The following is a 14,950-nucleotide window of genomic DNA, read 5'->3' on the forward strand; positions in this document are numbered from 1 at the left end:
GCAGGTTACTTATGCTTCCGTTGTCGCCAGGTTCAGGTTCAGCTGGGAACGTGGCGTATCTTCGGGCGCTGCCGCCTTCGGATGGTGGCGCGCATATTCCAGGCGGTCCAGGTATTCCTGCGACACGTCGCCCGTCACGTACACGCCATCGAAGCACGAGGCCTCGAAGTTCGTCAGTGCCGGATTGACATCGGCAATCGCCTGCTTGAGCGCGCCGATATCCTGGTATACCAGGTAATCGGCCGTAATTTCGCGGCACACTTCTTCCGTCGTGCGGCCGTAGGCGATCAGTTCGTCGCGCGTCGGCATGTCGATGCCATACACGTTCGGGTAGATCACCGGTGGCGCGGCCGAGGCGAAGATGACTTTCTTCGCACCCGCTTCACGCGCCATCTGCACGATTTCACGGCTGGTGGTGCCGCGCACGATGGAATCGTCGACCAGCAACACCACTTTATCCTTGAATTCGGATGGAATCGCGTTGAGCTTCTGGCGCACGGATTTCTTGCGCGCCGCCTGGCCCGGCATGATGAAGGTACGGCCGATGTAGCGGTTCTTGATGAAGCCTTCGCGGTATTCCAGGTTCAGCGCCAGTGCCAGCTGGATGGCGGCCGGACGCGAGGAATCGGGAATTGGCATGACCACGTCGATATGCACGTCAGGCAATTCGGCACGGATCTTTTCAGCCAGGTATTCGCCCATTTTCAGGCGCGTGGCGTACACCGAGGCACCGTCGATGACGGAGTCGGGACGGGCCAGGTAGACGAATTCGAAGACGCAGGGATTCAGGCTAGCATTGTCGGCGCACTGGGCGCTGTGCAATTTCTTGTCGGCATCGATGAAGACGGCTTCGCCGGGACCGATGTCGCGCACGAAGCGGAAACCCATACCTTCCAGGGCCACGGATTCGGAGGCGATCAGGTATTCAGGACCCTGCTCCGTTTCATTGATGCCCAGGCATAGCGGACGGATGCCGTGCGGGTCGCGGAAGGCCAGCAAGCCCACGCCGGCGATTTGCGCGACGGCAGCGTAGCCGCCCTTGACGCGGCGGTTCAGCACGGTGATAGCCTTGAAGATGGCTTCCGGGTCCAGGTTCAGGCCCGTCGTCGCTTCCTGGATTTCATGCGCCAGCACGTTGAGCAGCACTTCCGAATCGGAATCGGTATTGATGTGGCGGCGGTCGTTCTTGAACATTTCCTGTTTCAACTGTTCCCAGTTGGTCAGGTTGCCATTGTGCGCCAGGGTGATACCAAACGGTGCATTCACATAAAACGGCTGTGCTTCCTCTTCGCTCGACGAACCGGCCGTCGGGTAGCGGCAATGGCCGATGCCCGTCGTGCCTTGCAGCGAACGCATGTTGCGCGTACGGAAGACGTCACGCACGAGGCCATTGGCCTTGTGCATGGAAAACATACTGCTGTGATTGGTCGCAATCCCTGCCGCGTCCTGACCGCGATGCTGCAAAAGCAACAATGCATCATAGAGCAATTGATTGACAGGTTGATGGGAAACGACGCCGACGATGCCACACATGGTGTGCTCCTAAACTGTGCTACTGATTTTAAAAAAATTCAAAATTTCACATGCTGCGCGTAAGCGGCAGGCAGATAAGGCTTGATGGCACGCGCGCCCTGCTCCGCGAGCGGGCTGAGCAGGGCATTTTTCCAGAATGGCTGCTGCGGTATGGACGTCATGCCACACAAGATGACGGCGGTCAGCACGATCACAAGGCCCCGCGCCACGCCGAACAGGCTGCCCAGGGTGCGGTCGGCCAGGCTCAGGCCCGTCACCTTGACCAGTGCGTCGATCGTCATGGACAGCAATCCCATCAAAATGCGCACGCCGATGAACAGCACCACGAAGGCCAGCAGCAGGCGGACGGCTTCGCCCGGCACGGCTTCCGGCAGGAATTTCGCCAGGGTGGCGCCATACGCGTTGGCAATGACGAAAGCCACAATCCAGCTGACCAATGACAGTATTTCCTTGACCAGGCCGCGCATCATGCTGATCAGCACGGACGTCACCAGCACGAACAGCACCAGATAATCGAAGATCGTCACGCGCGCTCAGCCTTGCAACATCACGCCGGCACCAGGCTGCCGCCCAGGCCCAGCTTTTGCAGCTTGGCGCGGGTCTTTTCGGCCTCTTCGCGGTTGCCGAACGGCCCCACGCGCACGCGGATACGCTCGCCCGCCGGGCTGGAGACTTTCTGCGTATAGGATTTGATGCCCGCTTCGCGCAGCTTGTCCTGCAATTCATCGACCTTGTCCTGCGTCGCCAGGGCTGCCACCTGCACCACGAACTTGCCGTTGCCGGCGTCGTGGGCCTTGTCTTGTGCTTTTTCTTGCGGCTTGTCGAGTGGCTTGCCTTCCAGAATCGCCATGGCGCGCGCCGCATCGTCGGCAGATTGCGCCGGCTTGGCAGGCTTAGCCTCAGGCTTGGCTTCCGGCTTTACTTCATGCTTCGGCTCAGGCTTGGGCTCGTGTTTCGGCTCAGGCTTGGTTTCGTGCTTAGCCTCGGGTTTTGGCTCCACCTTGACAGGCTTGGACTCCGGCTTGGGCTCGGGTTTCGGTTCCACATAGGCCGGCTTGGCAGGCGCAGGCTGGACGGCCGCCAGCACGGGTGCCGGTGCCGGCGTGGGCCTGGCCGCTGGCGGCAGGGGCGTGTCGATGATTTCCTCGGACTGGTCCAGGCCATTCGCTGCGGCCTGGGCCGGGGCAGCCGGCACGGGTGCCGGTGCGGGCGCAGCCTTTTCCTTCGATGGAATATCGATGGCGATATCGTTGAAGGGCGCCTTCGGCTCGGAATCGAGCAGCATCGGCAAGCCGACAGCCACGCCCAGGGCCAGGGCGATGGCCCCGACCAGACGGCGGCGTGCGCGCTTTTTTTCAGGCAAGACCGGGTCCGGCGCTTCCTTGCCGCCACGGCGCGATCCGCCGCCACCGGAGGTGTTGGCGGATCGTTTGCGGGTCGGCGACTGTGCTTCGCCAGGGACATAAAAGCCGCTGTCTTCGCCAGAGGATTCTTGCTTGTTTTTAAACAGTTTCGAGAACAAGCCCATGCGTGATTTTCAGTCGAGTGCGTTTCAGTGAAGTGAGGATTTTCGGGCCTTCATCACGCCGGCGACGGTGAGGAAAGAACCAAAGACCACAATTCTATCATTCTCACCGGCCCGGCTCATTGCATTTGCAAAAGCTTGTGCCGGATCATCGAAAATAGACACAGTATGTTCGCTGCTGTCGGGCTTATCTTCCAGCATGATCTGCACCTTGGCGGCCAGCTCGGAAGCCGTCGCCGCGCGCGGCGAAGGCAAGCCCGTCAGGCACCAGTGATCGACATGTTCGCTCATCGCGGCCAGTACGCCATCGATATCCTTGTCCTGCATGGAGCCGAACACGGCATAGGTGTACGGGTGATAGCCCATATTGCCCAGGTTCTGGTTCAGCGCTGAGGCCGCGTGCGGGTTGTGCGCCACATCGAGGATCACGCTGGGGCGGCCAGGCAAGACCTGGAAGCGGCCAGGCAATTCCACCGTCACCAGGCCAGTGCGCACTTCCTGCGCGCCCACGGGCAGTGTCAGCTTCAGCACTTCCAGCGCGGCCAGCACGGCCGTCGCATTGAGGATCTGGTTGGCGCCGCGCAAGCTTGGATACGCGAGCGAATTGCGGCGCTGCTCGCGCCCGCCATAGTTCCACTGCTGCTTGTCGCCCGAATAATTGAAATCGCGGCCCATCAGCCACAGGTCGGCGCCGATGGCCTCGGCATGGTCGATCAAGGACTGCGGCGGCACAGGGTCGCTGCAGATGGCCGCCTTGCCCGGTCGGAAGATGCCCGCCTTTTCAAAGCCGATGGCTTCGCGCGTGTCGCCCAGGTAATCCGTATGATCGATATCGATGCTGGTGACGATGGCCACGTCGGCGTCGATCACGTTGACCGCGTCCAAACGACCACCCAGCCCCACTTCCAGGATGGCCACGTCCAGGTTCGATTGCGACAGCAGGTGCAAAATCGCCAGGGTGGTGAATTCGAAATACGTCAGCGGCGTGTCGCCGCGCACGGTCTCGACCGCGTTGAAGCTGGCGACGAGCTGTTCGTCGCTGGCCATCTCGCCCAGCACGCGCGCGCGCTCGTTAAAATCGAGAAAATGCGGCTTGATGTACAGCCCCACTTTGTAGCCGGCACGCAACAGCACCGATTCCAGCATGGCGCAGGTGGAACCCTTGCCATTCGTGCCCGCCACCATGATCACGGGGCAAGTAAAAGCCAGCTGCATGCGCGCCTTGACGGCTTGCACGCGGTCCAGGCCCATGTTGATCTGGGTTTCCGAATGGCGGGTTTCCAGCATGGCGAGCCAGTCCGGCAAGGTGGTGGGGAGGATTTGCATGGGAGACTTCTTGATTAGAGTGCGCGAAGCAATGAGACAGGTAACCCAAACCAAGGCCTGGGGTCGCACCCTTAGGGTCCGACCCCGGCAGTTCAGGTCTTGGGATAAATCAAATTAAGCCAGTACTTCGACAGCCTGGTTTTGCAACAAGGCCAGCAGACGGGCGATTTCTTCGCGCATCTTGCGGCGGTCGACGATCATGTCGACGGCGCCCTTGGTGACGAGGAACTCGGCGCGCTGGAAGCCTTCCGGCAGTTTTTCGCGCACGGTGTTTTCAATCACGCGCGGGCCGGCAAAGCCGATCAGCGCTTTCGGCTCGGCAATGACGACGTCGCCCATGAAGGCAAACGAAGCGGATACGCCACCCATGGTCGGGTCGGTCAGCACGCTGATGAATGGCAATTTCTTTTCCGACAGCTTGGTCAGCATGGCCGTGGTTTTCGCCATCTGCATCAGGGAGAGCAAGCCTTCCTGCATGCGCGCGCCACCGGTGGCGGTGATGCAAATGAACGGCACTTTCTGTTCCAGCGCGATTTGCGCGCCGCGCACGAAGCGCTCGCCCACGACGGAGCCCATGGAGCCACCCATGAATTCGAATTCGAAGCACGCCACGACCACTGGCAGGCTCATGATGGCGCCACCCAAGACGACCATCGCATCCGTCTCGCCCGTCGCTTCCATGGCGGACTTCAGGCGGTCCGGGTATTTCTTGCTATCCTTGAACTTCAGGGTGTCGACGGGCAGGATTTCCTGGCCGATTTCGTAGCGGCCACCCGCGTCGAGCAAGCTGTCGAGGCGTTCACGCGCGCGGATGCGCATGTGATGGTCGCATTTCGGACACACATGCAAATTCGATTCCAGGTCCGTACGGTACAGCACGGCTTCGCACGACGGGCACTTGACCCACAGGCCTTCCGGCATGGTCTTGCGCGCGGCAGCATCAGAACGCTGTATGCGCGGTGGCAGCAGTTTTTCCAACCAACTCATATTTTCTCCTTGGGCCCTTGTAGGGGTAGCGTCGGTGGACGCCCCCGGCAGACGGTAAACGGCGACGCCCCGCAGGGCGCCACCAAAAATTTTATCTATTGCACAATGACAGGCATTCAGTGGCCGAAGTGTAGCCGTTTATCGCCGGGCTGTCGAACTTTGCCGCCAACGCAAATGCGTAAACGGCAAGCTTGCTCAGGCGTCCAGTGCGGCGCGGATGCCTGCCGTAAAGCTGCGCACGGCGTCCACGGCGCCCCCTGGCGGGGCATTTTCAATCTCCTGGATGATGCGGCTGCCGATCACGACGGCATCGGCCACCTTGGCCACGGCCCTGGCCGTGGCGCCATCGCGGATGCCGAAGCCCACGCCGATGGGTAACTTTACATGCTGGCGGATGGCCGCGAGGCGCTCTGCCACCTGTTCCGTATCAATGTTGCCTGCACCCGTGACACCCTTGAGCGACACATAATAGCTGAAGCCGCCGCCAACCTTGGCCACTTGCGCGATGCGCTCTTCGGTCGAGGTGGGCGCCAGCAGGAAGATCAGGTCGAGGCCGGCAGCGCGCATGGCAGCGGCAAATTCCTCGCACTCTTCCGGCGGATAGTCGACGACGATGGCGCCATCGGCGCCGGCCGCTTGCGCTGCATCAATAAACGCGGCGCTGCCAATACGCTCGATGGGATTGGCATAGCCCATCAGTACCACGGGCGTCGTCTGGTTCGTTACACGGAACTGACGCACATAGCCAAACACATCGTGAATGCCGACATTGAATTTCAAGGCGCGTTCGCAGGCGCGCTGGATGACGGGGCCTTCGGCCATGGGGTCGGAAAACGGCACGCCCAGTTCCAGCACATCGGCGCCGCCCTCAACCAGCGCGTGCATCAGGGGCACGGTGGCGTCAGGACCGGGATCGCCGGCGGTAATGAAGGTGACCAGGCCGGTCTTGTTGTTGGATTTTAATTGGGCAAAGGTGGCGGCGATACGGGACATGGGGAGCTTTCTTAATGGTGGATAGATGGAATAATTTCAACCCAAAAGCAAAGGCTGGGGTCAGACCCGGCGGGTCTGACCCCATTGACACGCTGCTAGTTGAAATTCAATCCCATGCGCTCCGCCACGGTATGCATGTCCTTGTCGCCACGGCCCGACAGGTTGGCCAGCACGATCTGGTCTTTCGGCAAGGTGGCCGCCAGTTTGGCCGCGTAGGCCAGCGCGTGCGACGATTCCAGGGCCGGGATGATGCCTTCGATATGGCAGCAGTCGTGGAAAGCCTGCAATGCCTCATCATCCGTGATCGACACGTATTGCGCGCGGCCCGAGTCTTTCAGCCAGGCATGTTCCGGGCCCACGCCGGGATAGTCGAGGCCGGCAGAAACGGAATGCGTCTCGATGATCTGGCCATTCTCGTCCTGCAGCAGATAGGTGCGGTTGCCGTGCAACACACCCGGGAAGCCCGCCGTCAGCGAGGCCGAGTGCTTGCCCGTATCCAGCCCTTCGCCGGCCGCTTCCACGCCGATCAATTTCACATCTTTCTGGTCGATATACGGGTAAAAGATGCCCATGGCGTTCGAGCCGCCGCCGATGCAGGCCACCACATAATCAGGCTGGCGGCCCGTCATTTCCGGCATCTGCACCAGGCATTCCTCGCCGATCACGGACTGGAAGTCGCGCACCATCATCGGATACGGATGAGGGCCGGCCACGGTACCGATGATATAAAAGGTGTTTTCGATGTTGGTGACCCAGTCGCGCATGGCTTCGTTCAACGCATCCTTGAGGGTCTTGGAACCCGATTCGACGGGCACGACGGTTGCGCCCAGCAATTTCATGCGGTACACATTCTGCGCCTGGCGCTTGACGTCTTCGCTGCCCATATACACCACGCATTCGAGGCCGAAGCGGGCACAGATGGTGGCCGTGGCCACACCATGCTGGCCGGCGCCCGTTTCGGCGATGATGCGCGGCTTGCCCATGCGCTTGGCCAGCAAAGCCTGGCCGATCACGTTGTTGATCTTGTGCGCGCCCGTGTGGTTCAGGTCTTCGCGCTTGAAATAGATTTGCGCGCCGCCGGCCATCTGGGACCACCGCTTGGCGTGGTAAATGGGCGACGGACGGCCGACGAAATGTTTCAGTTCATAGCGGAATTCTTCCAGGAATTCCGGGTCAACGCTGTAGCGCGCATAGGCGTCTTTCAGCTCGGCCAGCGCGTGCGTGAGCGTTTCGGCAACAAACGCGCCGCCATACGGGCCGAAGTGGCCGCGCAGGTCAGGAAAAGGGTAATCGGTGGCGTGGAACAATGCGGCTGCTGCGTCGGGCGCGGCGCTGTGGTCATTCATATGGTCATTCATGGTGGTTTCCTCTGGCAATGATGGCATCGGCATCCTGCACCGCGGCGATAAACGCGCGGACTCGGGATGCGTCCTTGATGCCCTTGGACGCTTCGACACCACTGCTGATGTCGACGGCGTAAGGGCGCACGCGCACCACTGCGTCAGTCGCGTTTTGTACGCTCAAGCCACCACTTAAAACGACCCGAGGCGCGAGTTCTTCTGGAATGAGGGACCAATCGAATACCTTTCCTGCACCGCCATACGCATCCACATAGGTATCCAGCAAGAGGCTGGCAAACAGGGGACTGGCGGCGCGATAGCGCTGTTCGTATTCTAGCAAATCTTCAAAGGAGGTGTCAGGTTTGACGCGGAACACTTGCGTAAACGGCGTATGCACGGCGCCAGCCAGCGCGGCACTGTGTTCGGGCGTCTCGTCGCCATGAAATTGCAGCAGCGACAAGGGCGCCAAGGCCTTCGTGGCCCGTACCTCGTCCACCGTGGCGTTGACGAACAGGCCCACCGTCGTCACGTAGGGCGGCATGGCAGCGATCAGGCTGGCCGCCTGCTCGGGCGTCACGTAGCGGGGGCTTTTCGGATAAAACACGAAGCCGATGGCGTCGGCGCCCGCCGCCACGACCGCCTGAATGTCTTCAATGCGGGTCAGGCCGCAGATCTTGATGCGTGTGCGTGGCATGTTATTCCTTGAGGTTATTGCTTGATGCGAAACGTCAAAACCAGGGCAAGGCGCTGCTGCTGTCTTGCGGCAACTCCCATTTCGGGTCGTAATCGATCTGCGCCAGGTACAGGCCGTCCGGCATGAAGGTGGGCGCCGCCGCATGGCGATTCTTGCTTTCCAGCAAGTGCCCCAACCAGTCCGGCTTTTCGCGTCCCGTGCCGATATACACGAGCGAACCGACCAGGTTACGCACCATGTGGTGCAGGAAGGCATTCGCCGTAATGGTGAAGATGACGCAATCGCCGCGCCGCTCGATCTGGATGTCATGCATGAGCTTGACGGGCGACTTGGCCTGGCATTGCGCGGCGCGGAAGGCCGTGAAATCGTGCCAGCCCAGCAGCGGCTGCACGGCCTGGCGCATCAGTTCCACGTCCAGCGGACGGAAAAAGAAGCCGGCGCGCCCTTCCACCAGCGGCGAGCGGGTGGCGTTGTTGTACAACACGTAATGATAGGTACGCGCGCGGGCGCTGAAGCGGGCGTGGAAGAAATCGTTGACGGTGGGGTCGCCGGCCAGCTCCTTGGCCCAGCGCACGGCGATGGATTTCGGCAGGAAGGCATTGACGCCGCGCACCCAGGAGTGCACGTCGCGGTTCAATTCCGTATCGAAATGCACGACTTGCTCGAGCGCATGCACGCCCGTATCCGTGCGGCCGGCGCAGGTGGTGGCCAGACGCACGCGGGCAAACTGCTCCAGCGCGTTTTCCAGCTGGTCCTGCACCGTCTGCCCATCTTCCTGCTTCTGGTATCCATGCCAGGCCGTGCCGTCGTACTGCAGGCCGAGGACGATACGCTTGAATGGCGTTGCTGTCGTAATATTTTGCATCGAAGCATTATACCGGCGCGGCAGCCTGCCGCGCCGGCGGGCATTGCTAACTCAGCAGCGCACGCATGGTATTGGCTTTCGCAACCTGTTCGGCGCTGCCACCCTTGATGACCTCATCGATCAGCTCGCGCGCGCCTTCCTTGTCGCCGATTTCCTGGTAAGCGATCGCCAGGTCCAGCTTGGTATCCATTTCCATGTGGATGGCCGACAGCGGGTCGTCCACGCCCACGCTGGCCGTCTTGCCATCGTTGAGGTCCAGGTCGATGCCGGACAGGTCGAATTCCTGTGCAGGCGGTATGGCTTCCGGCAAGGTCGCTGGCGTTTGCGCATCATCAAACAGGCTGTCGATGGAAGGCTCGGCCGCCGCCACCGGCGCGGCAGCTGGCGCCACGGGCTCGTCGAGGTCGAAATGGGCCAGATCGACATCCTTCAATGGGTAAGGCAGCGGCGTCAAACCGGCGCCCACGCCATTCACGGGGCCCGCTGGCGGTTCCAGGTCGAGACCGAAATCCATGCTGGCGTCATAGTGCGCGTCGTGCGCGGCAGGCTGCGGCTTGCTGTCCGGTCCCGGCATGATGATCGGGTCGCTGGTGGAGACGGGTTCGAAGTCGAGGCTGTCGAGGTCAAAATCGAGGGGGGCACGCGCATCACGGGCCGTCACGGAGGAAACCGGCTCAGCCGGCGCCAAGTCGGCCGATGGCGCCGGTGCAGACAGATCGTCGGGCAAGTCCATGCTCTGGCCGCGCAAGTTGTCGCCGGCCCCCTTGCTGAGGCTGACGACGGCATCGTCTTCCGTATCGCCATACAGGGGGTTGGTGGGGTCGAGCGCCAGGCCCAGCGCGGCCGCCTGCGGCCACTCTTCGCCCTGGCCCCGCGTCAGGCTGTAGAGCTCGCTGGCCTGGTCTTCAAACGCGCGCACATCGCTGCGGGCCGAATAGATTTCCAGCAACTTCAAGCGGGGCGCATGGCGCTCCGGGTGGATGCGCAAGGCTTCCTTGAGGATATCTTCCGCCTGGCCATCGCGGCCGTAGGCGATATACACGTCCGCTTCGGCGACAGCGTCTGTTTCATTGCCTTCAAGCATGCTGGCACCCGCCGCGGCAGCCACGCCGGCAGCGGCAGCAGCGGCGGCACCCGTGCCGAACAAGTGGTTGCTCGCTTCGGACTGCTGGTCTTCCGGCGCCAGCCCGGCCGGCGGCGCCACGGGCGCTTCCGGCTCGAACACTGGGGCGATATCGGCGGCGGGTGGCGGCGTTTCCTTGCGGCGGCGCGCGATTACCAGCGCCGCCACGGCGGCCAGCAGCGCGGCCAGGCCGATGCCGATGGCGCCCAGGTGGTCATTGATCTTGTCGGTGATGGTCGGTTCCAGCGGCGATGGTTTTTTCACCAGCGGCACCGGCTTGGCCTTCGGTACGGGCGGCTGCGGCTCGGCCGGCGCACTGGCGATGGCGCTGGCAGCGGCCTCGGCCGGCTTGGCGGGGGCGGGAGCGCTCTTGTCGGCCATGGCCTTGCTCTTGACCGCCATCAACTTTTCCAGGTCGCTGACGTTCTTTTCCAGCTCTTTGACACGGGCGGCCGCTTCATCGACCTGTTTCGCCTTGGCAATCTTGTCTTCCTCGCTGGCAACGGCGCTCTTGCCGGCCGACTTGGCCGCCGGCTCCGCCTTCGACAGTTTCAGCTTGTCTTGCGACTCGCTCACGGCCGTCGGCTTTTCCTGCACCTTGGTCGCGCCGATCTTGCCAGTCGTGCTTTGCGTCGCCTGCGCCGCCCTGGCCGGCTTGCTTTGCGATACCTGCCCCGCCAGCTTGTTACGGTAAGCTTCGAAATCGATGGCATGCGCCGTCACGACGCCCTTCGCTTCGGCCGCGTCGGTGGCGCGCACGGCGTCCGCGCCCGGCACGGCCAGGATACGCCCGGCCTGCATGCGATTCATGTTTTCGCCCCTGAAGGCATCGGGATTGGCGCGGTACAGGGCGACGAGCATCATGTCGAGCGAGACGCCCGATGGTTTCAGTTCGCTAGCGATGCGGCTCAGGGTGTCGCCCGGCTTGACCTTGTATTCACCTGCCGCCTTTTTCGGCGCCGGCGGCGCAGTCGCCGCAGCCGGCTGGCCCTTGCCAGGTTCCACTGGCGCCATCACTTGCGCGCCGCGCGTCTGGCGCGCTTCGGGCGTGTCGAGCACGAACGCATATTCGCGCACTTGCCGGCCATGCTTGCCGCTCAACTCCAGCAGCAAATCGACCAGCGGCTCGGTCAGCGGCTGGGCCGAACTGACGCGCACGAAGGGCTTGCCATTGCGCGTCTCGATGGAGAAGGTCAGCGCGTTCAAGGCGGGATTCAAATCCACCACGGCCTGGCGGTAGGCATCGGGTGGGGCCAGCTTGGCCAGCAGCGACGACGCTTCGTCTGGCTTGACCGCCGTCAATTCGATTTCGGCGCGCAATGGCTGGCCGGCGGCGGACAGCACCGTGATCTTGCCCAGCTCGGCTGCGGATACCGCCGGTGACAATAACACCGCACAGGCGACAGCGCTGCTGAGTGTTTTAATGGCAAGGGAGGCGACCCGGGGACGAGTGTGTACAGGCATAGTTGGCGGCATCTTAGTTGACATGGGAAAACTGTTACTTTTCCAGAGGTATCAACATATCATCATGCCCAGAGCTATGCAAGCTCCGCATGGTTGAGCCTTGACGGGCTCAGGGCGAAAAAAAAGCCGGGAAAACAGCCCCGGCTTGATCTTGATCAGCAATTTATTGCCGTTATGCGTCCAGCAGGATGCGCAGCATGCGGCGCAGCGGCTCGGCGGCGCCCCACAGCAATTGATCACCCACGGTAAAGGCGGACAGGTATTCGCCGCCCATGCTCATCTTGCGCACGCGGCCGACGGGTATCGTCAGGCTACCCGTGACGGCGGCCGGCGACAGGTCGCGCACGGACGCTTCGCGCGTGTTCGGCACGAATTTCACCCATTGATTATTGCTGGCGATGATGTCGTTGATTTCATCGAGCGGCACGTCTTTTTTGAGCTTGATGGTCAGCGCTTGCGAATGGCAGCGCATGGCGCCGATGCGCACGCACAGGCCGTCAACAGGGATTTCCTTGGTGCCAAAGTCGATGCCGCGGCCCAGGATCTTGTTCGTTTCCGCGCCCGCCTTCCACTCTTCCTTCGACTGGCCGTTGCCCAGGTCCTTGTCGATCCACGGGATCAGGTTGCCGGCCAGCGGCGCGCCGAATTGCTTGATTTCATCCGGGGAATAGCCGTGCTGGGTGGCCAGCACCTGGCGGTCGATTTCCAGGATGGCGGAAGCGGGGTTGTCCAGCAACGCCTTGACGGAACCGTTGATGGTGCCAAACTGCGTCAGCAGCTCGCGCATGTGCTGCGCGCCGCCGCCCGATGCCGCCTGGTACGTCATCGACGTCATCCAGTCGATCAAGTCGTGCTGGAACAGGCCGCCCAGGCCCATCATCATGCACGAGACGGTGCAATTGCCGCCGATGTAGTTCTTCACGCCCTTGCCCAGCGCATCCTTGATGACGTGCAGGTTGACGGGGTCGAGCACGATGACGGCGTCTTTTTCCATGCGCAAGGTCGAGGCCGCATCGATCCAGTAGCCATTCCAGCCCGCTGCACGCAGCTGCGGGAAGACGGCGCTGGTGTAGTCGCCGCCCTGGCAGGAAATGATGATGTCGCACTTGGACAGTTCGGCGATGTTGTTGGCATCCTTGAGGATGGTTTCATTCTTCGCCATGGCCGGCGCCGCGCCGCCCGTGTTCGAGGTCGTGAAAAACACCGGTTCGATATGGGCGAAATCGCCCTCTTCCTGCATGCGCTGCATCAGGACCGAACCGACCATACCGCGCCAACCTACCAAGCCAACTAATTTCATTACCATTCCTCAAGATGAGACGGCGACTGCCGTCATTAGACTATTTTATCCCAGTGCTTTTACAACTGCATCGCCCATCGCCTCGGTACCGACCAAAGTCGTGCCCGCTTCGTGGATGTCGGCCGTGCGCAGACCCTGCGCCAGCACTTGCTTGACGGCAGCCTCGATGCGATTTGCCTGCTCTTCGCGGTTCAGCGAATAGCGCAACATCATGGCGGCCGACAAAATCGTCGCCAGCGGATTGGCGATGCCCTTGCCCGCGATATCGGGCGCCGAGCCGTGCGACGGTTCGTACAAGCCCTTGTTGTTGGCATCGAGCGAAGCGGACGGCAGCATGCCGATCGAGCCCGTCAGCATGGCGGCCGCGTCCGACAAGATGTCGCCGAACATATTACCCGTCACCATGACATCGAATTTCTTCGGCGCCCGCACCAGTTGCATGGCCGCGTTATCGACATACATATGATCGAGCGCAACATCCGGGTATTCCTTGTGCACGTCGGTGACAATGTCTTTCCAGAACTGGAACGTTTCCAGCACGTTCGCCTTGTCCACGCTGGTCAAACGCTTGTCGCGCTTTTGCGCGGCCTGGAAGGCCACGTGGGCGATGCGGCGGATTTCGCCTTCCGCATAGCGCATGGTGTCAAAACCTTCGCGCTGGCCCTTGAACGGACCGTCCGGGCACTCGCGCACGCCACGCGGCTGGCCGAAATAGATGTCGCCCGTCAATTCGCGGATGATCAGGATATCCAGGCCCGATACCACTTCCGGCTTCAGGGTCGAAGCGCCCGCCAGTTCCGGGTACAAAATGGCCGGACGCAGGTTGGCGAACAAGCCCAGGTTCTTGCGCAAGCCCAAAATAGCCTGCTCGGGACGGAACTGGCGCTCCAGCTTGTCGTATTGATAGTCGCCGACGGCGCCGAACAGCACGGCATCGGCCGCTTTTGCCAGGGCCAGGGTGCCTTCCGGCAAGGGGTGTCCATGGGCTGCATAGCCGGCGCCGCCCACGGGCGCTGTTTCCAGCTCAAACGATTCGCCCAACACATTCAAGACCTTGACGGCTTGCGCGACGATTTCAGGACCGATGCCGTCGCCGGGTAAAATTGCAATTTTCATATTTTTATCGATTAAATGACGTTGGCGAGCCAAGGCTGACTATTCAGGTGACGCTCTTCGAAGGCGCGGATATCGTCCGCATGGCGCAGGGTCAGGCCGATATCGTCGAGGCCATTCATCAGGCAATACTTGCGGAAGGCGTCGATCTCGAACGGGTACGAGACGCTACCATTACTGGTGCGCACGCATTGCTGTTCCAGGTCCACCACCAGTTTGTAACCGGGGAAAGCCTTGACTTCATTGAACAGGTGCTCGACCTGGCTTTCCGGCAGCACGATGGGCAGCAAGCCGTTCTTGTAGCAGTTATTGAAGAAGATGTCGGCAAACGACGGCGCGATGATGGCGCGGAAGCCATATTGGTCCAGCGCCCACGGCGCGTGTTCGCGCGAGGAGCCGCAGCCGAAGTTCTTGCGCGTGAGCAAGATGGAAGCGCCCTGGTAGCGCGACTCGTTGAGCACGAAATCCGGGTTCAGCGGGCGGCGGCTATTGTCCTGGCCCGGTTCGCCATGGTCGAGGTAGCGCCATTCGTCGAACAGGTTGGGGCCGAAACCGCTGCGGTGGATCGATTTCAGGAATTGCTTCGGGATAATCGCGTCGGTATCGACGTTGGCGCGGTCCAGCGGGGCCACCAGGCCTTCGTAAAGCGTAAATTTATCCATGCTGTTTCTACTCGGTAGGACGGGC

The 14,950-nt window shown here is 61.7% G+C and carries 13 protein-coding genes; all 13 read right to left on the reverse strand.

Going from position 1 to position 14,950, the window contains the following annotated elements:
* Nucleotides 1–9: 9 nt before the first annotated feature.
* Nucleotides 10–1,533: an amidophosphoribosyltransferase gene (gene purF, locus ACQ4WP_RS03815; RefSeq protein WP_436518752.1), complete on the reverse strand. Its 1,524-nt coding sequence runs from the start codon at nucleotides 1,531–1,533 to the stop codon at nucleotides 10–12.
* Between the two features lie 38 nt (nucleotides 1,534–1,571).
* Complete coding sequence (locus tag ACQ4WP_RS03820; RefSeq protein ID WP_436518753.1) at nucleotides 1,572–2,060, reverse strand: CvpA family protein; 489 nt, start codon at nucleotides 2,058–2,060, stop codon at nucleotides 1,572–1,574.
* A 20-nt stretch (nucleotides 2,061–2,080) separates the two neighbouring features.
* A complete protein-coding gene (locus ACQ4WP_RS03825; RefSeq protein WP_436518754.1) occupies nucleotides 2,081–3,061 on the reverse strand; it encodes an SPOR domain-containing protein in 981 nt (326 codons plus the stop codon).
* Between the two features lie 24 nt (nucleotides 3,062–3,085).
* Nucleotides 3,086–4,384: a bifunctional tetrahydrofolate synthase/dihydrofolate synthase gene (gene folC / locus ACQ4WP_RS03830; protein ID WP_436518755.1), complete on the reverse strand. Its 1,299-nt coding sequence runs from the start codon at nucleotides 4,382–4,384 to the stop codon at nucleotides 3,086–3,088.
* Nucleotides 4,385–4,498: 114 nt separating this feature from the next.
* Nucleotides 4,499–5,371 (reverse strand): acetyl-CoA carboxylase, carboxyltransferase subunit beta, encoded by an 873-nt coding sequence (gene accD / locus ACQ4WP_RS03835; protein WP_436518756.1) that lies wholly within the window; start codon nucleotides 5,369–5,371, stop codon nucleotides 4,499–4,501.
* Between the two features lie 195 nt (nucleotides 5,372–5,566).
* Nucleotides 5,567–6,364 (reverse strand): tryptophan synthase subunit alpha, encoded by a 798-nt coding sequence (gene trpA / locus ACQ4WP_RS03840; protein ID WP_436518757.1) that lies wholly within the window; start codon nucleotides 6,362–6,364, stop codon nucleotides 5,567–5,569.
* Nucleotides 6,365–6,459: 95 nt separating this feature from the next.
* Complete coding sequence (trpB, locus tag ACQ4WP_RS03845; RefSeq protein ID WP_436518901.1) at nucleotides 6,460–7,710, reverse strand: tryptophan synthase subunit beta; 1,251 nt, start codon at nucleotides 7,708–7,710, stop codon at nucleotides 6,460–6,462.
* A 4-nt stretch (nucleotides 7,711–7,714) separates the two neighbouring features.
* Entirely contained in the window at nucleotides 7,715–8,491 is a 777-nt protein-coding gene (locus ACQ4WP_RS03850; protein WP_436518902.1) for a phosphoribosylanthranilate isomerase, read from the reverse strand.
* Nucleotides 8,433–9,263 carry a tRNA pseudouridine(38-40) synthase TruA gene (gene truA / locus ACQ4WP_RS03855; RefSeq protein ID WP_436518758.1) on the reverse strand — a complete coding sequence of 277 codons (831 nt, stop codon included), beginning with the start codon at nucleotides 9,261–9,263 and terminating at the stop codon, nucleotides 8,433–8,435. Before truA ends, ACQ4WP_RS03850 begins: the two co-directional genes overlap by 59 nt.
* A 46-nt stretch (nucleotides 9,264–9,309) precedes the next feature.
* Nucleotides 9,310–11,772 carry a motility hub landmark protein FimV gene (locus ACQ4WP_RS03860; protein ID WP_436518759.1) on the reverse strand — a complete coding sequence of 821 codons (2,463 nt, stop codon included), beginning with the start codon at nucleotides 11,770–11,772 and terminating at the stop codon, nucleotides 9,310–9,312.
* Between the two features lie 250 nt (nucleotides 11,773–12,022).
* Nucleotides 12,023–13,150: an aspartate-semialdehyde dehydrogenase gene (gene asd, locus ACQ4WP_RS03865; protein ID WP_071653756.1), complete on the reverse strand. Its 1,128-nt coding sequence runs from the start codon at nucleotides 13,148–13,150 to the stop codon at nucleotides 12,023–12,025.
* 45 nt (nucleotides 13,151–13,195) lie between these two features.
* On the reverse strand, nucleotides 13,196–14,266 hold the full coding sequence (gene leuB, locus ACQ4WP_RS03870) for a 3-isopropylmalate dehydrogenase (protein ID WP_436478548.1): 1,071 nt from the start codon (nucleotides 14,264–14,266) through the stop codon (nucleotides 13,196–13,198).
* A gap of 11 nt (nucleotides 14,267–14,277) precedes the next feature.
* Nucleotides 14,278–14,925, reverse strand: a complete 648-nt coding sequence (gene leuD, locus ACQ4WP_RS03875; protein ID WP_436518760.1) for a 3-isopropylmalate dehydratase small subunit — start codon at nucleotides 14,923–14,925, stop codon at nucleotides 14,278–14,280.
* Nucleotides 14,926–14,950 lie beyond the last annotated feature (25 nt).

This window comes from Janthinobacterium lyxosi, from assembly GCF_051380665.1.
GTDB lineage: Bacteria > Pseudomonadota > Gammaproteobacteria > Burkholderiales > Burkholderiaceae_D > Janthinobacterium.